Source organism: Microbacterium enclense (assembly GCA_038182865.1).
GTDB classification, from domain to species: Bacteria; Actinomycetota; Actinomycetes; order Actinomycetales; family Microbacteriaceae; genus Microbacterium; species Microbacterium enclense_B.
On sequence record CP116226.1, the window covers coordinates 2569628 to 2593330 of the forward strand.

General features: G+C 67.6%; 24 protein-coding genes. 8 read left to right on the forward strand and 16 right to left on the reverse strand.

What is annotated here, in order from left to right:
- Positions 1-34: 34 nt before the first annotated feature.
- The 4 genes from PIR02_12100 to PIR02_12115 are packed head-to-tail and all read left to right on the forward strand — an operon-like array spanning position 35 to position 3350.
- Complete coding sequence (locus PIR02_12100; GenBank protein WZH35516.1) at positions 35-1054, forward strand: alpha/beta hydrolase; 1020 nt, start codon at positions 35-37, stop codon at positions 1052-1054.
- A complete protein-coding gene (locus PIR02_12105) occupies positions 1051-1539 on the forward strand; it encodes an alpha/beta hydrolase (protein ID WZH35517.1) in 489 nt (162 codons plus the stop codon). Before PIR02_12100 ends, PIR02_12105 begins: the two co-directional genes overlap by 4 nt.
- Positions 1475-2065 carry an alpha/beta hydrolase fold domain-containing protein gene (locus PIR02_12110; GenBank protein WZH35518.1) on the forward strand — a complete coding sequence of 197 codons (591 nt, stop codon included), beginning with the start codon at positions 1475-1477 and terminating at the stop codon, positions 2063-2065. Before PIR02_12105 ends, PIR02_12110 begins: the two co-directional genes overlap by 65 nt.
- Positions 2055-3350 carry an MFS transporter gene (locus tag PIR02_12115; GenBank protein ID WZH35519.1) on the forward strand — a complete coding sequence of 432 codons (1296 nt, stop codon included), beginning with the start codon at positions 2055-2057 and terminating at the stop codon, positions 3348-3350. The genes PIR02_12110 and PIR02_12115 overlap by 11 nt, the downstream gene beginning before the upstream one ends.
- A 127-nt stretch (positions 3351-3477) precedes the next feature.
- On the opposite strand, the gene PIR02_12120 is transcribed toward PIR02_12115, so the two are convergent.
- The gene (locus PIR02_12120; GenBank protein WZH35520.1) at positions 3478-4050 is read right to left on the reverse strand and encodes a TetR family transcriptional regulator; all 573 of its coding nucleotides are present in this window, start codon (positions 4048-4050) and stop codon (positions 3478-3480) included.
- A gap of 56 nt (positions 4051-4106) precedes the next feature.
- Here PIR02_12120 and PIR02_12125 point away from each other — a divergent pair, with 56 nt between their 5' ends.
- Entirely contained in the window at positions 4107-5273 is a 1167-nt protein-coding gene (locus PIR02_12125; GenBank protein ID WZH35521.1) for an FAD-dependent monooxygenase, read from the forward strand.
- Positions 5274-5314: 41 nt separating this feature from the next.
- Here the strand turns inward: PIR02_12125 and PIR02_12130 are convergent, their stop codons facing one another.
- The 3 genes from PIR02_12130 to PIR02_12140 are packed head-to-tail and all read right to left on the reverse strand — an operon-like array spanning position 5315 to position 8638.
- Positions 5315-6577, reverse strand: a complete 1263-nt coding sequence (locus PIR02_12130) for an MFS transporter (GenBank protein ID WZH35522.1) — start codon at positions 6575-6577, stop codon at positions 5315-5317.
- A 16-nt stretch (positions 6578-6593) separates the two neighbouring features.
- Positions 6594-7583, reverse strand: a complete 990-nt coding sequence (locus PIR02_12135) for an alpha/beta hydrolase (protein ID WZH35523.1) — start codon at positions 7581-7583, stop codon at positions 6594-6596.
- Complete coding sequence (locus PIR02_12140; protein WZH35524.1) at positions 7580-8638, reverse strand: alpha/beta hydrolase; 1059 nt, start codon at positions 8636-8638, stop codon at positions 7580-7582. The genes PIR02_12135 and PIR02_12140 overlap by 4 nt, the downstream gene beginning before the upstream one ends.
- Positions 8639-8738: 100 nt before the next feature.
- Here PIR02_12140 and PIR02_12145 point away from each other — a divergent pair, with 100 nt between their 5' ends.
- On the forward strand, positions 8739-9695 hold the full coding sequence (locus PIR02_12145) for a LacI family DNA-binding transcriptional regulator (protein ID WZH35525.1): 957 nt from the start codon (positions 8739-8741) through the stop codon (positions 9693-9695).
- Positions 9696-9719: 24 nt separating this feature from the next.
- Here PIR02_12145 and PIR02_12150 read toward each other — a convergent pair whose 3' ends face one another.
- The 11 genes from PIR02_12150 to PIR02_12200 all read right to left on the reverse strand — a co-directional run bounded on the left by PIR02_12150 (position 9720) and on the right by PIR02_12200 (position 21835).
- Positions 9720-9881 carry a hypothetical protein gene (locus tag PIR02_12150; protein WZH35526.1) on the reverse strand — a complete coding sequence of 54 codons (162 nt, stop codon included), beginning with the start codon at positions 9879-9881 and terminating at the stop codon, positions 9720-9722.
- A 148-nt stretch (positions 9882-10029) separates the two neighbouring features.
- Positions 10030-10800 carry a triose-phosphate isomerase gene (locus tag PIR02_12155; protein WZH35527.1) on the reverse strand — a complete coding sequence of 257 codons (771 nt, stop codon included), beginning with the start codon at positions 10798-10800 and terminating at the stop codon, positions 10030-10032.
- Position 10801: 1 nt separating this feature from the next.
- Complete coding sequence (locus PIR02_12160) at positions 10802-11266, reverse strand: ribose-5-phosphate isomerase (GenBank protein WZH38995.1); 465 nt, start codon at positions 11264-11266, stop codon at positions 10802-10804.
- Positions 11263-12966, reverse strand: a complete 1704-nt coding sequence (locus PIR02_12165) for a dihydroxyacetone kinase family protein (protein WZH35528.1) — start codon at positions 12964-12966, stop codon at positions 11263-11265. The genes PIR02_12160 and PIR02_12165 overlap by 4 nt, the downstream gene beginning before the upstream one ends.
- Positions 12963-14006, reverse strand: coding sequence for a zinc-dependent alcohol dehydrogenase family protein (locus tag PIR02_12170; protein ID WZH35529.1), 1044 nt, complete (start codon positions 14004-14006; stop codon positions 12963-12965). Before PIR02_12170 ends, PIR02_12165 begins: the two co-directional genes overlap by 4 nt.
- Positions 14007-14019: 13 nt before the next feature.
- Positions 14020-15186 (reverse strand): serine hydrolase, encoded by a 1167-nt coding sequence (locus PIR02_12175; protein ID WZH35530.1) that lies wholly within the window; start codon positions 15184-15186, stop codon positions 14020-14022.
- Entirely contained in the window at positions 15183-16790 is a 1608-nt protein-coding gene (locus tag PIR02_12180) for a CocE/NonD family hydrolase (GenBank protein ID WZH35531.1), read from the reverse strand. The genes PIR02_12175 and PIR02_12180 overlap by 4 nt, the downstream gene beginning before the upstream one ends.
- A gap of 18 nt (positions 16791-16808) precedes the next feature.
- Positions 16809-17663, reverse strand: a complete 855-nt coding sequence (locus PIR02_12185; protein ID WZH35532.1) for a carbohydrate ABC transporter permease — start codon at positions 17661-17663, stop codon at positions 16809-16811.
- Positions 17664-17665: 2 nt separating this feature from the next.
- Positions 17666-18577 (reverse strand): sugar ABC transporter permease, encoded by a 912-nt coding sequence (locus PIR02_12190; GenBank protein WZH35533.1) that lies wholly within the window; start codon positions 18575-18577, stop codon positions 17666-17668.
- Entirely contained in the window at positions 18562-19812 is a 1251-nt protein-coding gene (locus PIR02_12195) for an extracellular solute-binding protein (GenBank protein WZH35534.1), read from the reverse strand. Before PIR02_12195 ends, PIR02_12190 begins: the two co-directional genes overlap by 16 nt.
- A gap of 91 nt (positions 19813-19903) precedes the next feature.
- A complete protein-coding gene (locus tag PIR02_12200) occupies positions 19904-21835 on the reverse strand; it encodes a cellulase family glycosylhydrolase (GenBank protein WZH35535.1) in 1932 nt (643 codons plus the stop codon).
- Positions 21836-21941: 106 nt separating this feature from the next.
- Here PIR02_12200 and PIR02_12205 point away from each other — a divergent pair, with 106 nt between their 5' ends.
- Together PIR02_12205 and PIR02_12210 are read left to right on the forward strand one after the other, a co-directional pair.
- Entirely contained in the window at positions 21942-22535 is a 594-nt protein-coding gene (locus PIR02_12205) for a helix-turn-helix domain containing protein (GenBank protein WZH35536.1), read from the forward strand.
- A gap of 336 nt (positions 22536-22871) precedes the next feature.
- On the forward strand, positions 22872-23279 hold the full coding sequence (locus PIR02_12210) for a helix-turn-helix domain-containing protein (GenBank protein WZH35537.1): 408 nt from the start codon (positions 22872-22874) through the stop codon (positions 23277-23279).
- On the opposite strand, the gene PIR02_12215 is transcribed toward PIR02_12210, so the two are convergent.
- A complete protein-coding gene (locus PIR02_12215) occupies positions 23280-23702 on the reverse strand; it encodes a hypothetical protein (protein ID WZH35538.1) in 423 nt (140 codons plus the stop codon).
- Between the last annotated feature and the right edge of the window lies 1 nt (position 23703).

A 23703-nucleotide genomic window follows, 5' to 3' on the forward strand; every position in this document is an offset into this window, starting at 1 on the left:
CGCTGTAATCAGCTATAGACGAAGGAGCCTGCGGATGCCAAGACGGTCACCGGTCGATCCCTTCATCCTCGCCGCTCAGCGACGAACGGCGCACCTGCCGCAACCCGACCTGAAAGACCCGGTGGCGCGTCGACGCCAGGCCGCCGAGAACGATGCGCGGGCGATCGACATCTTCGCCATCGAGCGCCCCGACGTCGCCACGCAGGACGAGGTGGTCGCGGTGGATGGCTATCCCGATGTCCGGGTGCGCGTGTACTGGCCCACCCCGGAGCGCGGGCGGCCGGGCGATGGTCGTCCGTTGATGCTCGCGATGTACGGCGGGGGTTTCACCATCGGCGGCATCGACTGGGAGGGATGGGATGCCACCTTCCGGACGCGGGCGCGGGACGCCGGCGTCGTGATCGTCGCCCCCGACTACTCCCATGCGCCCGAGGTGCGCTTCCCGGCGCAGCCGGAGCAATGCTGGAGCGCGTTCGAGTGGGCCGTCGATCACGCTCATGAACTGGGGGCGGATCCGAGCCGGGTTGCGATCGGGGGAACGTCGTCGGGCGGGAACCTCGCGGCGGCGGTCACTCTCATGAACAGGGACAGATCGGACAGGTCCATCCGTCTGCAGGTACTGGAGGCCCCGGCGCTGGATCTGACGACGGCGCATCTGGATGCCGCGGGGCTGGATGCCCGTGTTCCAGGCGTGATCCTGCGCCGGATGGCACTCCGTCTCGTGCGCGACTACCTCGGTCCCGACGCCGACCTCCGCCGGCACCCGTACGCGTCGCCCTTGCTGGCTCCCTCTCTGCGGGGGCTTCCGCCCGCCGTCGTCTACACCGCAGAGCTCGATGCGCTGCGGGGTGACGGCGAAGCGTACGTCCGTGCGCTCGCCGCGGCGGGGGTGCCGGCGACGGGTGTCCGGTACATCGGGCAGACCCACACGTCCGCCGGGCTGCGTGGCTGGATCCCCGCAGCAGACCACCAGCACCGCGACATCGTGGCGACCTTGAGAACCCTCCGAGACGCGGCGGCGGTCTGGCCGAGGGCGAGCGAGGTGATTCGGTGAACTCTCCCCGTGACCCGGATCTCGCTCCCGCGATCCTCGACTGGGCGAGACGGGTCGAGGCTGCCGCCCAGGAGCTTCCCGACCTTCACGGCCCGTACGGGCCGCGGCGCCGTGCCGCGGCCGCGAAGCTGTCCGACGCTCTCGCTACGTGGTCGACGCAGGAGGCTCCGGCAACCGTCGACATCAGTGACCATCAGATCGAAGGCCCGGGTGGGACGATGCTCCTGCGTCGATACCGTCCGCAGGGTCTGTCTGACAGGGCTCCCACACAGCTTTTCCTCCATGGGGGCGGCTTCTACGCAGGATCCGTGCACGAGGTGCTGAACGACCGGCTGTGCGCCCGTCGGGCCCAGGATGCCGGCATCCAGCTGTACTCGCTCGACTACCGCCTCGCTCCTGAACACCGGTACCCCCGCCGCCGTGGTCGACACCCTGGCGGCGCTGCGCGTTCTCGTGGGAGACCCGGGCTTCGGGGTGGACGCTGAGCGGATCGGAGTCGGGGGGAACTCCGCCGGTGCGGCGGTCGCCGCGAGCACCGCCCTGGCGACCCGCGGAGGGGACGGGCCCGCGATCAGACACCTCGACCTGGAGGTGGTTCCCGGCGCGTTGGTGCCGATCGGGGAGTCCGCGGTCCGATACTCGTCGGGCTTCGGTCTGGACGACGCCGCCGCGCTGGTCGAGATCTATGTCGGACCGGGAGAGATTCCGGTCGGGGCGTCTCCGCTCGACGTCGCCGACCTCACCGGACTACCCCCGACCCTCATCACCGTCGCCGAGTACGACCCGCTGCGCGACTCCGGTCTGGCACTGGCTCAGCGCCTGCGCGATGCCGGGGTTCGTGTCCGTGTGCTTCGCGGCCTCGGTCACCTGCACGGCACGGTGGGGCTCACGGCGATCCTGCCCGCCGCGGTCAGGCTTCAGAACGCTCATTCCCTCGCCCTCGCCGCGGCGTACTCCACGCCGAAGGCACCTGACAACACGATCCTCGAAGGTGACGACGATGTCGCTTGATCCCACTCCTGCAGTGACGCGAACCGAGAGCGCCGCCGACGCCGACGACGTCGACAGCGTGCCCGGCGCACGACAGCGTCGCTCCTTCCTCCCGCTGTTCGTGCTCGCATGGTTCGGCATCACGTTCGCGACCGGGACTATTGCGGGCGCAGCCATTCCGAAGGCGTTCGCGTTCCTCGACGACGCCACCAAGGGGGTGAACCTCTCGATCGTCGCCGGGGTGGGCGGCATCGTGGTGATGATCATCACGCCGCTCTTCGGCCGGCTCAGCGACCGCACGATGTCACGGCTCGGCAAGAGGCGACCGTGGATCCTGGGGGGAGTCGTCCTCGGGATGGCGGGGGTCGCCCTCCTGGCCACCGCCGACTCGCTCGTGATGATCACCCTGGGATGGTGTCTGACCCAGACGGGATTCGGTGCGGCGAACGCCGCTGTCCACGCACTGCTGGCGGACCAGATTCCCCGGCGCATTCGAGCGCGGGTGGCCGCCGCTGCTGGAGCTGCCGGCGGGCTTGCCTTGATCCTCGGGGCAGTGGTGCTCGCGGTGCTGCCCAACGACGCCCGGTGGTCGTGGTTCGTCGTGCCGGGTCTCATCGGTGCGGTGCTCAACGTCGGGCTCTTCGTCGTGCTGCGGGACATCACGCGGACGGATCGGCCGGCGCGATTCCGGTGGGCCGACGTACTCTCCACCTATTGGCTGAACCCTCGTCGGCATCCGGACTTCTTCTGGGCCTGGACGTGTCGCCTCCTCGTCACGATGTCGATCGTCTCGGTGTCGACGTACCTGTTGTTCTTCATCATCGATCATCTCGGCATCCCGCGTGAAGATGCGTCGGGCGTGCAGGCGTTGACGCTCGCGGTGTTCACGGTCGGCAACATCGTGATGGCGCTCGTGTTCGGCTGGGTGTCCGACCGTACGGGGCGGCGTAAGCCCATCGTCGTGTTCTCCGCCGTGCTCTCCGCCGTGGGACTGTGCATCGCGATCGCTTCTCCCGACCTCGCCGTCTTCCTCGTCGGCATCGCGATCGTCGGTGCGGCGCAGGGAGCCTTCGTCTCCGTCGACGTCGCCCTCATGACCGAGGTGCTTCCGAGCACCGTCGACGCGGGGAAGGACCTGGGGATCGTCGCCCTCTCGTACCAGGTTCCGCAGTTGCTGGTGCCGATCGTGGCGGTGCCCCTGCTGGCGATCGGCTCCGGCGAGAACTACACGGCCCTCTACCTGGCCGCGATCGTCTTCGGCCTGATCGGTGCCGCCGCCGTCCTCCCGATCAGGGCGGTCCGATGAACTCCCTCCGTCTGCGCACGTGAGGGTCACACCGTTGGAGGCATCTGCTGTTGGGGGAGATGCCTCCAACGGTCTTTCGAGAGCCGTTCCCGGCCACGAACCGGCGTCGCGCCCTACGACCGGCCTGTCACGCGCCGTCGATGAGGGCCTGGAGGGAGATTCCGAGGCCGCGCGCTATGACGTCGTCATCGACGTCGACCAGCGGCTCGAGGCCGATGACGTAGCGGCCGAACGCATACCCGAGGATCTGCGAGGTGACGAGGCTCGCGCGCACGGCGGAGGGTGACCCGTCCTCGGCGAGGAACGGCAGCACCTGGGCGGAGAACACGTCTCGTATCCGAGCCGCCGCCTCCACGTCGTGTGTGGATGCCCGGAGCAGGATCCGCAGTGCTCGTCCGGGCGTCTCGCTGCCCCAGAGCGTGACCGCGTGACAGGCCAGGGCGTATCCCACACCACGTCCGGGATCGGCGTCGAGCTTCGGCAGGTCCAGATCGATGGACGTGGCCGCGAGGAACAGGTTCTCCTTGCCGCCGAAGTAGCGGACGATCATCGCTGCGTCGATACCCGCGTCTGCGGCGATCCCCCGGACCGTTGTGCGGTCGAATCCATCGGATTCGAAGCGCGCGGCGGCGGCGCGCAGGATCGCCTCGCGGGACCGTCGACCCTTCGCAGTCGGGACGGAGGCGTCTTCGGTGGGCATGACTCCATTCAACAACACGCGTTGACTTTCTCGTGATGGGGTGCGATTGTCAACGCATGATGACTTATTCAGAGCGCCCCGTCGTCGATGTGCTGATCGTGGGGGCCGGACCGGTCGGTCTCGCCGCCGCCGTCTCCTTGCGGCGGCGAGGCGCCAGGGTCCGAATCGTCGACGAGGCCGAGCGAGGTGCCACGACGTCCCGTGCCGCCGTGATCCACGCGCGGACCCTCGAGGTCCTGGCATCCATCGAGCTGGCGGGTCCTCTTCTCGACGAGGGAGTGGTCGTTCCCGATTTCACCGTGCGCGACGGCGCGACCAAGCTCGCGCACCTCGACTTCCGGGGGCTGCGTACCCCGTACCCGTTCACCCTCATGCTGTCGCAGGCGCGCACGGAGGAGATCGTGGCCCGGGCGTTGACGCACCTCGGGGTCGAGGTGGAGAGGGGCGTCACGTTCGAGCGCATGGAAGCCGGCGCGACGACCGAGGTCGTCGTCCTTCGTCATCCCGACGGAACGCGCGAGAAGGTGACGCCGCGCTTCGTCATCGGTGCGGACGGGAGCCGGAGCCGGGTGCGGGAGCAGCGGGGGATCTCGTTCGAGGGGTCGGAGTACGCGGCCTCTTTCGTGCTCGCCGACGTGTCGATGACCTGGTCGCTGGCCCCCGACGAGGTCCAGCTCTTCCTCGCGAAACAGGGTCTGGTCGTGGTCGCCCCACTCCCGGGCGGACGTCATCGGATCGTCGCCACCATGGACGACGCCCCCGCTGAGCCCACGATCGCGGACGTCCAGCGCCTTCTCGACGAACGTGGCCCCGGGGATGCTCTCGTGCAGTCCGTCGTCTGGAGCTCCCGCTTCCGCGTCGCGCACCGGTTGGCCTCCGCCTACCGGGACGGTGCCGTCTTCCTCGCCGGTGACGCGGCGCACGTCCACAGTCCGGCGGGGGGCCAGGGGATGAACCTCGGGATTCAGGATGCCGTCCTCCTCGGCAGCATCCTGAGCGATGTCCTCACGGGCGAACGTGGCGGGGACTCCCTGGCGGCCTACGAACGGCTGCGGCGCCCCGCCGCGCGTCGCGTGATCGCCCTCACCGACCGCATGACGCGCATGGCTACTCTCCGCAGTCCGTTGCTTCGTGGCATCCGGAACACGGGGATCGGGATGGCGTTGCGTTCGCCCCGGACGCGGCTGGCGTTGGCTCGACGCATCGCCCAACTCGACGGCTGAACCCGGCCATGGCCGTCCGGGCGCCGCGGCTTCGCCTGTGGTCAGCGGACGGAGCGGATGGGAAGGACGGCGAGCCCGCCGACGAGGGCGAAAGCGATGGCGAGGACGAAGAACGCGTCGTAACCGCCGCCGCCCGCAGCGAGAAGCGGCAGGGCGATCACCGGGATGAGGAGCTGGGGAACCTGGTACGACAGCGCGACGATGCCGAGGTCTTTCCCCGCCTCGTCGAAGGACGGAAGCACCTCGGTCATGAGCGCCACGTCCACCGACACGTATGCTCCCTGCGCGGCCCCGACGATCGCGATGCCGACAAGGATCGAGCCGACATCGGACGCGATCATCGTCACCACCAAGCCGACCGCGCTCAGAACGCTCGCGATGACCACGATCGCCTTGCGGCGCCCCGAGCGGTCCGAGATCCAACCGAACAGCACCGCTGTCACGATGTTGCCGACGGTGAAGACCACGAGGGCAAGCGCCTGAACAGGGGAGGCTTCCGTGGCGGGGACGTGGAGCCGGTCGATGATGATGAACAGGAGGAAGGTCGAGATCGCGGTGATCGACATCGTCACGAGGAAGCGCGAGCAGAACGCCCAGAAGAAGTCGGGGTAGCGACGAGGGCTCAGCCAATATGTCGACAGGACATCGGCCGGCCGCAGCGGGGGAGCCGGGTCGGTGCGCACGATGTCGTGGAAGCGCAACACGACGAGAGTGCTCAGTGCGACGCCGATCAGGCCGGGGATGACGAACCAGGCCCATCTCTGGTCGTTCGGCAGCACCGCCATGATCTGCGCGCCGACGATGAGTCCGAGCCCGGTGGCGACGCCGGCGGCTGCGGCGACGCGCGCCCGGATGCGTCGCGGGATCTGATCGGCCAGCAGCGCGTGGATGACCATGTTGGTCGCGCCGAAGCCCGCTTGCACGATCAGCCACCCGATGAGGGTGCCGGCGAAACTCTGCGTCGTGGACAGGACCACGACGCCGATCGCCGCCACGACGGCTCCACCGACGAGCCAGGGCCGCCGCATGCCGTGACGCGACATCGTCCGGTCGGAGAGTCGACCGAACAGCGGCGTGATGACGATGATCACGATGCCCCCGGCCCCGGCGATGATCGACAGATTGGTCGCCTTCGTCGCGTCGTCCAGGAAGGCGAGGGCTTTGGGGATCGATGCGCCGCCGATGGTGCCGAGCGCGATCGTCACCCCGAACCAGGCCAGGACGAACAGCGAGAGGAAGCCGCGCGGCTGGGCGCTGCCGGGGATGTCGTCGCGCGCAGCGACGGTCGGGGTGGGAGGGAACATCATCGTCCTCGAGGTGTCACAGGGAGTGGTTGGGCGCGTGGTGATAAGCGAGTCGGGCCGCGGCTGCCGAGCGGCGTTGCCAGGCGCGGGCGGGAGGGAACGTCGCCGTCAGACCGGGGGAGCCGTGCACGTGTCCCGCGCCGACGTGGACAGCGGTGGGGACGCCTGCGGCTCTCAGTCGCTCGCCGTACTCCAGGCCGCTGTCCCGCAGCGGGTCGAACTCGGCCACCTGGATGAAGGTGGGGGGAAGTCGGGAGAGATCCGAGACGAAGACGGGTTGTGCGGCGGCCACGCTCGGTCCGCGGCGCTCGCCGAGGTACAGACCGATGACCTTCTCGTACCCGTCCACCCCGTATCCGCGCGCGAACCGGAGCGAGGAGGGACCGAAGGCCTCGAGCGCAACAGCGGGAACCTCGAGTGACTGGTGGACGAGACCGACTTCGCCGCGGTCGCGGAGGAGCAGTGTCGCGCTCGCGGCGATTCCCGCCCCGGCCGACGCGCCCGCGATGCCGATCCGCGTCGCGTCCACCCCGAAACGCTCGGGCTCCTCGCGCAGCAGGTCGACCGTGGCGACGGCGTCGTGAACGGCCGCGGGATACGGATGCTCGGGCGCGAGGCGATACTCCACCGAGACCACCTGGATGCCGGCTCGTCGTGCTCGAGCCGTCAACAGCGAGTCGTTGATGATCTCGTGCGCGGATCCCGAGATGAAGCCGCCACCGTGGAGGAAGACCTCCGTGGGTGCGGCGGGAGGCAGGCGGTCGGGGAGATACCGGCGCAGCGCGAGCGGTCGGGCGGGCGCGTCCACCACGTCGTCACGGATGGACACCCCGGGCGCGAGAGGATCGCAGAACTCGGTCGCGAGGGCATCGGAGAGGCGTCGCTCGGCCTTTCGACGCGCGCTCATGTCGTCGCTCTCCAGACCGGGGAGGGAGCGCGACAGCTCAGCGATCCGCTCGGCCCATGCGAGGATCGCCGGTGCGACGTCGATCGTCGCGTCTGTCATCGGGCCGGTTCCCGGAGCGTCGCTGAGTAGTCGACGGCGTCGTCGCGAAGGGTGCGAAGGGTGGCGACGATCTGCCGATGGGCGTGGTCGGCGGCGGGGTTGAGGAGGCGGTACCCGGCTGATCCGTGCTCTTGACCGAGGTAGCGGACGCAGGTGGCCGGAACACCGGATGCCACGAGCGCGCGCGCGTATGCCTCCCCGTCCCCGCGGAGCACGTCACGTTCCGCGGTCAGGATCAATGCGGGCGGCAAGCCCGCATGGTCCGAGGCGAGCAGTGGCGAGGCGTAGGGATCGAGAGCGGCGATGCGGGCGCTGTCGGCTCCGAGGTACTCGTCGACGATCGGGCGGAGCAGGCGCCGCGCGACGAACCCGGGGAGGAAGGGGGAGACCGCTCTCGCGTCGAGGTGGGCTCCGGTCAGATCGACCGCAGGCACCTCCAGGATCTGCAGGCGTACCGGATGGGCGTTGCGATTGCGATTCATGAGCGCCACGACCGCGGCAAGGTTCCCGCCCGCCGACGCCCCTCCGATGGCGACGCGGTTCGCATCGCCCCCGATCGACTCGGCGTGCGCGACGGCCCATTCGAAGACGCTCCAGCACTGTTCCGGCTGAGCGGGATAGGTGACCTCGGGAGCGAGGGAGTACTCACCGGCGACGACGATGACTCCGGCATCCGCCGCCCGCGTCCGGTACATCGCATCGAGTCCGACCCAGTCGATTCCCCCCATCGTGAACGAACCGCCGAAGAAGTACACGAGGATCGGCACTCGCTCGGAGGCAGAAGGATCGAGCGGCTCGTCGGTGGGCCAGTAGACACGGAGGCGTGCGTCCGGGTGATCGGCGACGGCGACGACGTGCTCTTCGACCGCGACCTGCGGGACGGTGAGTCCGGTTGCCGCGAAGGCGATGGCATCCCGTCGCCTCGCGTCCTCTCGTCGTGCGACCGGATCGCTCGGTGGCCGGCGCTGCTGCGCGCCGTCGTTCCGACGAGCCAGGGTGTCGATCCGGCGCGCGATCGCCGAGACGAACGGGTCGTCTTTCGGGCGCTTGTTCATCGTCGAGTCCTTTCGCCGACCCCACTCTGTAGGATCAAAACACTTCGATACAAACGTTTTAGGCGGTGAGATGGCGAAGAAGGGCGCGGACCGTGGGCGCGTGACGATCTACGAGGTCGCGAAAGCCGCCGGCGTGAGCATCTCCACGGTGTCGATGGCGATCAACCGTCCGCACAAGGTCAACGAGGTCACTCGGCAGAGTGTCATCGATGCCGCTGTCCGCCTGGGCTACCGCGGACAGACCCAGGTGCCCGCGGGGAAGAGGATCGCCGTCGCCGCACCCTTCTCGACCTACCCGTCGTACTACACGCGACTGACCGGCATGCTCACGTTCGCCTCGACGGTGGGCGTCGACGTCGTGGTGCACGATCTGCCCTCGACCGCGGGGTCGGAGGCACCCATTCTCGAGGCACTGCCGGTGCGGGCGGGCATCGACGGCATCGTCGTGATGGGCGCGCCGCTCTCGCGGCACGCGACGGAGACGGCATCGTTGCCCGGCCCACCGGTCGTGCTCGTCGACGTCCCCGACAGCAGGGGTGTTCATCCCGATATCCCGGTGGTGCTGATCGACGACCGCCGCGGCGGCGAGCTGATCGGGCGACACCTGGCGAATGCCGGACACCGCCGCGTCGCTTTCGTTCACGAAGCACAGCGATCCGCCGACTATGTGTCGGCGGGCATGCTGCGGGCCGAGGGGCTGTCGCGACACGTCGAGGTGGTCGCGCACGAAGTGCCGGATCCGACGGCCCTGGCGACCCACATCGCGGTGGCCCTGGAAGATCCGCTGGTCACCGCGATCGTCGCGAACCACGATCATCTCGCGGCCGAGATCCACGCCGTGCTCGCCGCGTCGTCCCGTGACCGTCCGATCGCCCTCGTCGGCTACGACGGAAGCATCACGTCGGAGATCCTCGGCATCACCTCGGTGTGGCAGCCTTTCGAGGAGTCGGGGCGGGTGGCGATGAGGCTGATCCTCGATGTGGTGAACGGTGAGCATGCGCACCTGGGATCCCTCACTCTCACCCCGCGGCTCGTCGTCCGAGCAAGTAGCACCTGACGGTCGGTGGTTATCGCGCGTCGCCTATCGAGGTCGGGCGCGTTGCGAGCGGATCGCGATCACGAGGAACGCCGCTGCGATGGCGACGAAGGCGGATGCCAGCACCCACTGCTCGCCGATGCCACTGGCCGCCGCCGCCACCGCGAACCCCGCAGCGGCGATGTAGTACAGAACGGTTCTCGTCATGTCGTCACCCTGACGGACCGAAGAGCTTCGATACAAGGCGCATCGATGCGGAAATCGAGATGGGAACGCGGGTACCGCCGCGCTAGGGGTACCCGCCGCTTTCAGGTCTGCGGTGATGGCATGGTCGTCGTGCGTTCCGCGCTGCAGGTCACGCGCGGGAGCCGCGTGCGGCCTCAATTATTGCGGCCAGCATGCTCGGGTCGTGGGCACGTCGTCCGAGGAAGAAGCCGTCGAGGGTCGCACCGAGCGCAGCGACGATCTCGGTCCCTGCCGACCCTCCGTAGATGAGTCGGGTGCCGTGCGGGAGGCCCGTCTCGTGCGGGAGACGGGCAATGACCGTCTGGACATAGTCGGCGTCCGCGGCGTCGCGCGCGCCGATCGCCCAGACCGGTTCGTAGGCGATCACGGGGGCGGAGGTTCCCAGTGTCGCGCGTTCGGGCGCTGACAAGCGAGCGAGCATGGCGTCCCACTGCGCGGCACAGGTCGCGGCAGCGTGTCGTGGCGTGGTCGGGTTGTCCTCTCCGACACATACGAGGGGGCGAAGTCCGCTTCGGAGTGCGGCTGCCAGCTTGTCTCCCGCCCGCTCGAGATTCTCTCGGTGATGCGTGCGCCGTTCGACGTGCCCCACCTCGGCGAACGATGCGCCGACCTGACGGATGCTTGCGCCGTCCACGTCGCCGGTGAACGCGCCCGACGAGGCCCACGAGAGATCTTGGGCACCCAGCCGCACGGCCGTCCCCTCGAAGATGCGTCCTACCGTGTCCAGGCTGACGTGGCCGGGGAAGAGGACGAGGTCGATATCTCCCGACTCCACCGCCGCCATGATCCCGGGGTGGAGTCGGACCGCTCGAGCCCAGTCGATCGTCGAGGAGTGGTCGAAGTACATCTTCAGGCTGACCGCGATGAGCGCGGGGCTCATGTCACCGTCTCGACTCATAGGACCTGATCTCTTCTACTTTGAGCGCGGAAGGTGAAGAATCGTCGAACCGGTAGCTGAGCCACTCCCGCACGAGCCGACGGGCCAGCTCCACCCCGATGACGCGCTGGCCCAGGGTGAGGACCTGCGCGTCATTGCTGAGGATGGCGCGCTCGACGGAGTAGCTGTCGTGCGCGGTGACCGCGCGGATGCCGGGAACCTTGTTGGCTGCGATAGCGACGCCCAGTCCCGTTCCGCAGATCAGGAGGGCGCGGTCGGCTCGGCCCGCGGCGATCTCTTCCGCGGCGGCAATGGCGACGCGTGGGTAAGGCGCATGCCCGTCAGCATCCACCCCGATGTCGATGACCTCGCTGACACGATCGTCCTGATCCAGATCGCGCCGAAGAGTCTCCTTGTACTCGAAGCCGGCATCGTCGGAGCCGATCACCACCCGAAGCGGCGTCATCACTGCTCGCCCCACGCGGACTGCATCGCATCCACGACCAGAGCGAAGGAGACCGCCCCCGGATCCTGGTGTCCCCGTCCGCTCTCACCGTGGGTGCGCGCGCGTCCTCGCCGGGCAACGAGGTCGGCGGTCCTTTCGGCCCCTTTCTGCGCCGCGATCACGGCCGTGCGCCACGATGAGACGAGGTCGCGAGAGGGGTCGGAGCCGATCTCGTCGGCAAACGGTGCGAGGGCATCCACGAGTGTCTTGTCGCCGCGCGTGGCACCGCCGGCGCGTTCGACGGCGTCACGCGCGGATGCCCAGCCCTCGGCGACGTCCGTGAGCGTGAGGGGACCTGTCGTCACGTGTGAGGCGAGCGAGCCGAGGATGATGCCCCAGAGCGCTCCGGACGTTCCCCCCGCGGTGTCGGCCCAGGCGTCTCCGGCGCGCTGCAGCGCCTCACGGCTCGATATGACTCCGCGGGCAGCAGTGGCGGCGGCGGTCAGACCCCGCTGCATGCCGATCCCGTGGTCGCCGTCGCCGGCCACGGCATCCAGCTGCCCCAAGACCGCCGCGTGCTCGTCGATGGAGCGACGTGCAGCATCCAGCATTCGCCACACCAGAGGATCCGCACGACCGGTCGTGGGCGCGAAGTCGTCCGTCGGCAGGGTCGTCAGGGGAGAAACGCGCCTCCGCGTCGGCTCTTCGTCGGGCGACGATACCCACGCGAAATCCGCGCGCGAGAATCCCGGTGACGCGCACGGAGCGCACCAGAGGTGCTCGAGTTCGTCGTCGAGCCACGTCAGCGTCACCGACACCCCCGCCATGTCGAAGCTCGTGGCGAACTGGCCGACGGCCGGGGCAACGAGAACCGCGCCGGTCTCATCGAGTTCCGCGGCGACGTCGTGAAAGAGGACGAAGAGCTCCTCCATGCTCACCGAGCCGAGTCCGTTGACGACGACGGCGACTCTTGCCCCGCGAAGCGGTTCGCCCTCCTCGGCAAGAGCGGTGACGATCATCTGGGCGAGTTCACGCGCGGGTGGGCGGTCCACCTCTCGGAGCCCGGGCTCACCGTGGATGCCCATTCCCACGGCCATGCGGCCTCGTGGGATGGAGAACAGGGGGTCGGTCATGCCCGGAAGGGTGCACCCGGAGAACGCGAGCCCCATCGTGCGGGTGCGGCTGTTCGCCCGTTCAGCGACGGACGCCACCGCCTCGAGTACGTCTCCGCGTTCGGCGGACGCACCGGCGATCTTGAACACGACCAGATCCCCCGCGACACCGCGGCGGCGATTCGACTCGGAAGGCGGTGCGCTGAAGATGTCGTCGGTGACGCGCACGGTACGGCAGTCGATTCCTGCGCGACTGAGACGCTGTTCGGCGAGGGAGAAGTTCAGAACGTCCCCGGTGTAGTTGCCGTAGCACAGCACGACTCCGGCTCCGGTGTCGGCTGCTCGGGCGACCTCGGCGATCTGGGTCGCGGAGGGGGACGCGAAGACGTCGCCCATCACCGCACCATCGGCGAGGCCGTGACCGACGAATCCCGCGAAGGCGGGGTAGTGCCCGGAACCGCCGCCGATGATGACGGCGACCTTGTCGTGTCCCTCGTGCCGTCGGCGTAGGACCCCTCCGTCGACAGAGGTGATCTCGTGCCCGTGGGTGCGGACGAACCCCGAGATCGTCTCCGCACGGAATCGTTCTGGTGCATTCACGAGATAGCTCACGCGACAGTCCGTTCGGAGGAGGGAAGCAACTCGCGAGAGCGATCATCGCCCGGACGGATCTGGAGTTTCCGCCCGGTTCCACGCCGGAACATGTCGAGCGCCTCGACGTAGTCCTCCAGGGAGAAGGAGTGGCTGATCATCGGACGTGGGTCGATGGCGCCGGCTTCGAACATCTCCACCGCGCGCCCGAAGGTGTTCAAGACCGCCATCGTGCCGACGATGGTGATCTCGTCGCGGTAGACGCGAAACGGCGAGTACTCGGCGCGTGCTTCCGTGGGAGCCACCCCGAAGTGCTGGAAGTGACCGCCGGGCTTCACCCGAGCGAGTCCGTCCTCGATGGCGCGGATGTTCCCGGTGCAGTCGATCACGACGTCCCATCGATCACGAGCCGCGTCGTGGGCGGAGGTGAGAGCGTCGACGATTCCGAGTTCTCGCGCGGCTTCCAACCGGGCGGGGTTGGTGTCGACGATCGTCACGCTCGCCGCGCCCGCCCGGGGCGCCAGTTGGACCATGAGCAGGCCCATCGTGCCGGAGCCATAGACGAGATAGTGAGAGCCCATGACGCGGGGCAGCAGGTCGTAGCCACGCAAAGCGCATGCGAGCGGTTCGATCAGTGCCGCCTCGTACAGGTCGGTCGACTCGCGCAGCTTGTACACGTTCGCGGCGGGGGCTTTGAGGAAGCGGGCGCAGGCGCCGTCGCTGGCGACGACGCCGAGTCCGTTCCACCGTCGACAAAGGTTTGTCCGACCGATCACGCAGAACTCGCATTCGCCGCATGTGGTGCTGGGATTGACCACCACCGGATCGCGGACGGCGAGGTGGCTCACGTGCGAACCGATCGACGCGACGCGGCCGCTGGCTTCGTGTCCGGGAATCAGAGGGTAAACGGTGCCTTCGAACTCGCCGTCGTGGACGTGCGTGTCCGTGCCGCAGATGCCGACCGCGGCGACTTCGATGACGACGTCCTTGGGGCCGGGACTGGGCTCTGCCACGTCCGCGAGCGTCGCCGATCCGGCGTGGGGGAACACGATTGCGCGCATGGTTTCTGCTTTCTCAGGTGGTGGGCGGAGAAGTGGTTGCGGCCTTGTCGGCGCGGAGACAGGTGCGGAGGATGCGCGAAAGTTCGATCGCTCGTGCATCGGCTCCGCCTGGGCTGGTCATGGGCATCGGAATGTACGCGAACGACATGCCGTAAAGGGGGTCAGCGAAGGCGAGGGCGCCCCCGGCCCCGTCGTGTCCGAAAGCCCGATAGCTGCCGAAAGGCATGCGGGGCTGCGGCTTCATGAATGTCACGGCGAACCGCATCTCGTCGTCGACGACGACGTCATGTCCGCTGACCTGGATTCGCGACATCTCGGTCACGGTCTCCGGGCGGAGAAGAGGTTCTCCGATCCGTCCGAGGGCGACCGAGTACAGCCGGGCCAGCCCGTGCGCGGAGCCCACGCCTCCGGATGCCGCTGGCCCGGTGCGACGGACGGCGGGGGTGTTCGGTCCGAAGGCGGACAGACTGGTGTCTGTCGGTGCCCCGAGGCGACCGAAAGCCGCATCGGTGATCGTGTCGCCGGGGAGGGGGTCGGCGTCGACGGAGGAGAGGGGACGGGGCGGTCGGAGCGGGCGATACCTGTACTCCAGGTGCTCGGGTAGCCCCAGGAAGAAGTCGATGTCGTACTCCTGACGGATGTCCGACTCGTACATCGATTGCAGGTCTCGACCGGCGACGCGGCGCACGAGCTCCTCCATCAGGATGCCGATGGTCAGGCCGTGGTATCCGAACAGCGAGCCCGGCTGCCAGAGTGGGGCGCTGGCCGCCAACCGTGCCGCGCCCTGCTTCGACAGCAGTACGTCGTCTGACGTGACACCCCCATCCGGCGCGGGGAGTCCGGCTTGATGCGAGAGCATCTGCCGGACCGAGATGCGGTCTTTGCCCTGCAGGGCGAACTCCGGCCAGTACTCCGTGACGCGTGCGTCGAGGTCCAGCCGATTGCTGTCGACGAGGGTCGCCAGCGCGAGAGCGGCAACACCCTTCGTCACCGAGAACACCCCCGTGATGTCTTCGCGTGCGAGATCGGGTCCGCCCGCCAGATCAATGACGCACGAGCCGTCGACGTACACGCAGAGCTGCGCGCTGTGAGAGGGATCCTGTGCCAGGTAAGCCTCGAATGCGTCGCGCACCGGTCGAAAACGGGTGGTGCAGATTCCTTCGCTGAGGATGCGGGTCATCGGTGTGCCCCTCTCGATGCGGTTCTCCAGCCTCCGCGCACCACCGGAAGCTCCAGGATGCTGGGGGCATCGGTGCGCGAGATCAGGCCGCGATCCGGTGCCCCGCCTGGCGGCGCGGGGTGAAACGGGTAGCCCGAGCCGGAGATCTGCAGGCGTATGCGATGCCCGCGCCGGAATGTGTATGCGGTCGGAGCCAAGCGGATGGTCACGTTCTGTTCCTGACCGCCAGTCGTGGAACCGTCTCCGGCTGGCTGGAGGAGGTAGCCGTCGCAGATGTTGCGAGAAACGCCGAACCGGTCGACATCGCAGAGGCGTACGAACCACTCCTGGGAGAGGTCCGTCCCCCTGACTCGGAGGGAGACGGTCGGGCTCCCCGCCACGATGGTCGGGCGTCGAGGACGAGCGGAAGTCAAAACCCGCACGTCTGGGCGTCGCTCGCGAGGTGATTGCCTCCGCCGTCCTGCGAAGGAGGGGTTCAACGCCCGGCCTCCGGCGGGAGGCGGCGGGTCGGCGGCGCTCACGCTCCACGCCGCATCCACCGGGGAGCTCACCCGATTTCTGAGCCGGCCGCGCCCCGAGAGGAACAGCGTTGTGCCGACTGTGGCAGGGGGCCAGTGCGGAAGTGCCTGCCATTTTTTCGCGCCCGCGTCGTAGACCGATGCGCCCTCAGCAGAGTCGGGATCGGCCAGCAGGCGCAGGCTCTCCCGCACCAGGGTGTCGGCGACGCCGGTCGCCGCGTGCGTCCACGGCCCGACGACCAGCCGGGCCGGGCGCCGTTCCCGTTTCAAGGCGGCGTAGTCGTCGAGCTGCCCGACCAGGAAGGGGTCGTACCAGCCGGCAACCAGCGCCGAGGGTGCCAGGCGGCGCAGTTGAGGGCGCCGATCGAGCGCGTCCCACCACGGGTCTTCGGCACCGTCGTGGCGGATCCACTCCTGATACGGCGGGTAGGGGCGGCCGAGGAGAACGGTGTCCGCCTGCGCGGGGGATGCCAGCAGGGCGGAGCGCATGCCGCGCGTGATCCGACGTACCGCGAGAAGCTTCGGCAGCAGCGGCAGCTCTTGCGCGAGAAGGCCCCCGATCCATATCAACGCCGTCTCCGAGCCGATCACCTGATCCGGATACATCACGGCCGTGTGGAAATCGGCGCTCGTGACCGCCAGGGCGAGGCTCGTCACGCGTTCGGGGGCAGCAGCGACAAGCGTGTAGGCCGTGTAACCGGTGTAGCTCGCCCCCATCGTCGCCAGCGGCCGGCGCGCCCATGCCTGATCGTCGAGCCAGGCGAGGAGGTCGAGTCCGTCGTCGAACTCGTCGTGGAACGGCACGAACCGGCCGCCGGAGCTGAACGTCCCTCGACAGTTCTGCACGAGGAGGAGGTGCCCGCGCTCGGCGAGGAGTCTGCCGATCAGCCCCATCCCGGCGCTGCCGTAGGGGGTGCGAACGATCACGAGCGTGCGTGCGCCCTCGTCATCGCGGGGCGCCCACAGGTCGGCGCGGAGGATGGTCCCATCTCGCATCGGAACAGCGAGGTCACGCGTGACGACGACCTTGTCGGTGCGCCGGGGCAGGCGCGCGCGGGTGGCCGCTATGAGCGATCGAAGCGTCATGTCGAACTCCTGTCGGACTCAGCCTTTGACCGCACCGGCGGCGAAAGCGTCGATCAGCCGGCGGCGAAGGATGGCGTAGACGACGAAGACCGGAACGACGCTGATGACCACTCCTGCGGCAAGGCGACCGAGGTCGACGTCGGCGCCTTGGAATGCGCCCTCGCTTCGCAGAAGGGGCAACGCCACCTGCACCGTGTACGAGGTGCTGTTCGTGATGACCTGAGCGAAGATGTACTCGTTCCACGCGGCGAGGAAGCAGAGGATCGCGACGGTCGTCAGCCCGGGCACGACGATCGGCAGCAGCACGTGCCGCAGTCGAGCGGAGAGTCCGGCACCGTCGAGCTCGGCCGACTCCTCGATCTCCCGAGGGACGGCGCGAAAGAACGGCACGAGGAGAAGAACGGCGAGGGGGATGTTCATCGCCGCGTAGAACAGGATCAGGAAGACGAGCGGGACCTGTATGAGCCCCGAACGCACCGCGATGAGGTACACCGGCACCAGCACGGCGAACTGTGGAATGAGGAACGCCAGGCCGAAGGCGAGCTGCGCCACCATCGAGAACCTGTTCGTTCGGCGCGCGATCCCATGGGCGGCCGGGGCGGCGAACGCAATCGTCAGGAGGACGGAGCCGGCGGCGACGACGAGGGAGTTTCCCTCTGCGGCGAGGAGGTGGACAGCGTCGTTCGCGGCGAAGAAGCGGTCCAAGCCGAACGTGGTCGGAAGCCCCATGGGGTTCAGCGAGATATCGGCGGTGGATTTGAAGGCACTGACGAGGACGTAGTACAGCGGTACGAGAATCGCGGCGGCGTAGAGAAGCACGGGAACGTAGGCGGCGCCCCAACCGAGAGCGGAACGAAGACGGGGAGAGCGCATGGTCAGTCCTTCGTGCGGAATGCGTAGCGGATGAGGCCCATGCCGACCAGTCCGACGAGGAGTCCGACGACCCCGATCGTCTGGCTGTACCCGAGCCGCCCCGAGACGAACGCTTGGTCATAGAGGTAGAACGACAGCGTCATGGTGGTCGAGCCCGGCCCGCCTTTTGTGAGCAGGAGAACGGTTCCCGCGGAGCCGAGGAACAGCCAGAGGAACTGCAGCATCGTCATCAGCCCGATGAAGTCCTTCGACAGGGGGGCGGCGATCGAGAAGATCTCGCGCCAGATGCCTGCGCCATCCAGGCGTGCCGCCTCGTAGACCTCGGTCGGGATGCGTCCCAGCGCGGAGGAGAAGATGACCGCGGTAGCGCCGATGCCGGCCCACGCCTCGGTGGCGATCACCGCGGCCAGCGCGGTCGCCGGGTCGGCGAGCCATACCCGCGACAGATCACCGAGACCGATGGCATCCAGGATGCTGTTGATTGCGCCATTGGGTTGATAAAGACCGGTGAACATCATCGCGCGCGCTGAGGCGGACACGATCCACGGTGTGAAGAAGATGATCGACAGGATCGCGTGGCCCCGCGGCCGGCGCGAGAGAAAAAATCCGAGGAGGAAACCGAACGGGATGATCAGCAGGAGGCCGATGCCCACGTAAAGAATCGTGTTGACGACCGCTACCCGCAGGATCTGGTCTTGAAACAGGTAAGCGTAGTTGTCCAGTCCGTTCGGCTTCGGTGTCGCTACCAGGCTGTTCCAGCTGAAGAAGCTGAGAACGACCATGGCGATCAGGGGCGCCACCATGAACAGCCCGTACCAGACCAGGGCCGGTGTCACCTCTGCCACCTGACCGGTCCCGCCGGCGCGACGTGGGGTGCCACGCCGCGCCGACGGAGAGATCACTGTGCTTGCCACGCCTGCTCCATGCTCTGCGTCAGCTGGGCCGCCGTCGTGCCGGGCACGAAGGCTTGCGTGCTCGCGCGGAAGAATGCGCTGGTGACCGTCGGCGACAGCGAGTTGTACGTCGGCGCGTACACCGTCGTGGTCTGTGGCAGCTGCTCCTGGGAGGCGACGTTCAATGGGGGCAGCGCAGCGGTGTCCAGGGTCACATAGCCGGGCTTTGCCGGCGAGATGTACCCGATGTCGACGAATTTCGCCAGATTCTCCGGCTGGTAGAGGAAGGACACGAATTGGCCGACGGCGTCGATGTTCTTCTGCCCGTTCGGTGAGATCCACACGCCCGTTGACTGTCCCGCGAAGCTGACCGGCTTGCTGATCGGCGACGATGCGGCGAGCGGGAATCCTCCGAGCTGGATGTTCACCGTTGGGAATGTCTTCTGGGCGTTCCCGTAGCCCCAGGACCCGTCGAAGAGCATCGCAGCCTTACCCGCTCCGAAGGCAGCGATTTGATCGGAGTAGCTGAGGCCTGCGGAATCGTCTGCGAAGACACCGGCTGCCTGCAGCTGGAGGATGCCGTCGATCACCTTCTGTCCGTTCGCGCCGCTCCAGTCGCCTGAGGCGTACAGCTGCGTCACGTCCTCCTCGCTGAGGAGAGAGAGGGCGACCAGGGTGACGACCGCCGAGGCGGGATAGTCCGCGCCGCCGACGACGAAGGGTTGAACGCCGATCGCACGCAAAGCGGTGGAGGCTGCGATGAGCTGGTCCCATGTGGTCGGCGGGGAGCTGATTCCCGCTTGCTTCAGCAGGTCGGTGTTGAACCACATCGGCCAGTTGTATCCCTCGAGGGGAAACGCCTGGACGGCGCCGTCGTTGGTCGTCCACGCGGCTAGTGCCTCGTCCGAGAAGACGTCCCGCAGGTTCCAGTCGTCGAGGTAGGACGAGACGTCGACGGTCGCGCCGTTGGCCAGCCACGTCGTCGGATCACCGACCAGGTTCGTCATGACCAGGTCCTGCTCGTTACCGGCGACCACCGACTTGCCGTAAGTGGTGGGGAGATCTGTCTGCAGGACGAAGTCGTTCGTGACGGTGATGCCGGTCTTCTGCTCGAACTCCGTGGCCATGTTCGTCAACCATGCGCCGGCGGGACTGTCGGCGGAGTACAGGCTCAGAGTGGTGATCGTCTTGTCGCCGCCGTTCGGTGTCGCATCGCCGGTGGAGCAGGCCGCCGTCGCCAGGGCGAGGGAGATCACGGCACCTGCTGCAGCGACTCGGCGCGCTCGTCGGATTCGGGGTGAGGTCATTTCGGTCATGCCTTTCTCGTCATTGAGGTGGAGGGAGAGGTCAGTGCTCGGAGCCGGGGGAGAGCAGGGGAATGAGGGCGGCACCGAAGGGGGGCAGCGAGGCGGTCCGGTCCACGCCATCGACGCGGAAGGTGACCTCGCGCGGCTCGTCTGCTTCGCTGAGGAGGACGGCGGTCGATCGACCGTCGGGCGTGCGCAGGAGGTCTCCGTATACGTCCAGGCCCTCCACCTGCACCGGCCCAGCCGCGTCGGCGATGCGACCGAGAGCGCTGTAGAGCCGGACGAGCCCGGTGCGATCCACGAAGGGGGTCCGGGCGGCGAAGAACTCAACGGGGTACGTGCACAGGACCATTCGACCTTCGCCCGTCTCGTGCACGAGGATCGCGGGACGACCCGAGGAGTCTCGTGCCACGACGCGGGCCTGTGCCGGCTCCACGGGAAAGACGGTGCGGGCCACGCCCGGCCCGCCCACGGGGAGGACGAGCTCGTCACCCGCTTCCAGATCGCCGAATGCCTCTTCGAAGCGCAGGAGAACCGTGTCGGTCGTCACCGGCTCGGCGAGACCATAACGGGCAGCGTGGCGGATGCCGAAGGTGTCGTTGGCATCCGGCCACCACCACCCTCTTTGATTCAGGGTTTCGCCGCAGCCGTAGCTGACCCAGACGGTGGAGCCGTTCCGTGCGGCCCGACGGAGCGCTTGCGCCCCGGGCGCCGTGATCGCCTTCGCTGAGGGGACCACGAGCAGGGGCAGGCTCGGGATCTCGGCGACATCGCGGACGATGGCGGGAGCGAGGTCGGCGAGCCGCGCGGCGATGTAGCCCTCGAGCAGCGAGTCGCGTAGCGCCGGCGACTCCTCCGGGCCCCAGAACGGGAACTCTCCATCGAAGTATCCGCTGACGACGAGGCCGGCGCGACTGGGGGCGCGGGTGGCACGCGTGATATCGAGGTCGCGTACCGCGCGCGCGAACGATGCGAGCTCTCCCAGCGCGGGCTTGGGAGTGCCGTCGGGTGCTGTCAGACCGAAGTGCAGCTCGAACGGGCGGTGATCGTACGGCTGTTGTGCCGGCAGATCGAAGTCCGTGTTGTTCCAGCCGAGCCAGCCGGTCACCCCGGCCATGACCGTCGAGTGCAGCACCTGTCGGTAGTAGTCGGCGGCATTGTCGTCGGCGGCGAACTCGCTGGTGACGCCGAATTCCTCCATGACGACGGGTTTGCCGTACGGGCCGCACAGCTCCGCATTGAACGCGGGGATCAGATTCTGACGCACCGGGTCGTCATTCATGTGGTAGGAATGCGGTCCGATCCACTCGGTGAGAGGTGCCGACCAGGACAGTCGATATCCGTTGTCCTGGCCCATGACCTCGAGACCCCACGCGCCGTCGCCGAGAGAGACCGGCTGACGCCCTCCGGCGGCTCGGACGGCCGCCACCATCAGTTCCGACCACGCGCGCACCGCCGTCTTGTCGACCTGCTCGACGGGGCCCATGAGTCCCCCGCCGCCTCCATACAGGGGCATCTCGTTCGAGATCAGCCATCCCGCGACGGCGGGGTGAGCGCCGAAGCGCTGGACCATCTGTTGGACGAACCACGCCTGGCGTCCCACCATCCAGACATCGGTGTAGAGATCACGGCCATTGCGCCACGCGGGGTCCCAGTTCTGTCCGGACATGTGACCCACGATGAACGTCGGGATCGTGGAGAGACCGATCTCCACGTGGAGGTCCAGGAAACGCTCGAAGGCGGCGCAGAGGTCGTTGTCGACCGTGTAGGGCTCGGGATGGAAGTCGGGCCAGAAGAAGAACGAGCGGGTCACCGTGAGGTCGTGGTCGGCGAGGGTCTGCAGCTCCTCCCGCACGACGTCCGCGTCGAACGTCCGCCACATGAAGGGCCCGCCGACGCGCGACCAGAAGTTCACGCCGATCCAGGGTCGGGCAAGCGAGGCCATGGGCCGTTCGAGGGATGAGGTGGTCACGATGCTGTGAACTCCGTTCGCGCCGGTGAGAGGGTGGCTCGACCGTAGTCCTAAAACAGCTCACGTGCAACATTTTTAAAAATGTGCCTGTCGTACAGTGTGAGATGTGGCAGCCAGGCGACCGCGGGGACCTTACGCAAAATCCGTCGCGCAGCGCGACAACATCCTCGAAGCCGCTCGCCGCGTCTTCGCGCGGTTGGGGTACAGCGGTTCGTCCATGCGGGGGATCGCGGAGGAGGCGGGGATCACCTTCACGGGTCTGCGCCATCACTTCGCCACCAAGGACGAACTGCTCATCGCCGTCCTGGAGCAACGTGATCAAGAGCACTCCGTCCAGCAGGCGGACATCCACGGGGCGGACCTGCTGGATGCGCTCGTCAACCTCCTCGATCAGGTCCTCGATGACCCGTCGATCACGGAGATCTTCACGACCGTCTCAGGCGAGGCGGTCGGCCGCGATCATCCTGCACATTCGTTCTTCGTCGAACGCTATGCACGTATCCGCGCTCAGTTCGCAGGGGAGCTAACCGCGAGCGTGGAAGCCGGCGGCGACCTTGCGCTCAGTCCCGAGCATGCCGCGTTGCTGCTTGCCGCCGCGATGGACGGTCTGCAGCTTCAATGGCTCCTCGATGAATCCATCGACGCACACGGGGCGTTCGCAGCCCTCACCGACCTCATCCGAGGTCGTCGCGCGACCTGACACCGCACGACGTGCTGGTGCGGTTTCGGGCTCCCGCGAACGGCCCTGCTATGCGCGGCGGGTCGGGCTTTGAGGCGGTGAAGAAATCCTCGGACGTCGTAGCGCAACTCCATGACCCCCATGGCGGAGCCTGGCAATTTGTTCGAGTAGACAAGTTCGGTGGGGCTTGTTCAGAGGTACTCGAATAATTCGACAGGGGTGGCAAAGCTCCGTCAGCTGGCAAATCTGAAGCCAAGCCGAGTCGCAGGAGCCAACCGCCCCGCACCCCGCAGAGCTCGACGTCTGACTGATTCGGAGAAGCTGGTGTTCGTCGAGGGATACAAGCGGGGAGAGCTGGTGGCAGATCTGGCTCGGCAACTAGGGGTGCATCGCACGACGCTCGACATGTTGATTGCCCGCCTAAAGCTGAGCCGCGTCGATCCGAATGAGGTGCCGACGAAGGTACGTGAGTCACTGGTCGAAATGTATCGAACGGGGGAGTCCTTGGCTGCGATCGGTGAGGAGTACGGGTTCAGCGCAAATAAGGTGCAGCGGCTGTTGGTTTCGATGGGTGAGCCGATCCGCTCACGTGGCCCAAAGAAGCCGGCGGTCACGAGCGAGGAGATCCAGCAAATGGTCTCGCGGTATGAGCAGGGCGAGGCGATTGCAGCCATCGCAGACTCCGCTGGTGTCAGCTACGCGCAGACGAGGTCGTGCCTGGCCGATTCGGGCGTACAGATGCGGCCGCGCGGGGGAGCGCGGTGACTAGGCGGCTTTCTTCTTCTCCGCCTTGTCGCGAGCGATGGCGAGCAGGGCACGGGCTAGCTTGTCGAAGTCGACGTCCCGTCTAACGAGTGCGTCGGTGCGGATGACGTATGACTTGTTCGTGCGCCTCCTGCCAAGAGCTCTTTTTGGTCGCTGTGGTGCCGCTTCGAGCTGCGCGATTACTTTGGTGAACTCGGCATATGCCTTGCCAGCACGGTGGGGGAGGCTCGGCCACTTCGCCGTGACCGCCTGGCGATACATGATGGCCTCATCGTCCGTGAGGTCCATGCTGGGTTCGTAGTACTCGTGCAGTGTGCACTGGTCTTCGAAGTTGAGCCTGGACCAGCCGAGCTCACTACGTTTCCAATACTCGCCGAGGGCGCTTCGATTGGTCAGGTAGGTGGTGTTCGTGAGGCGGGACATA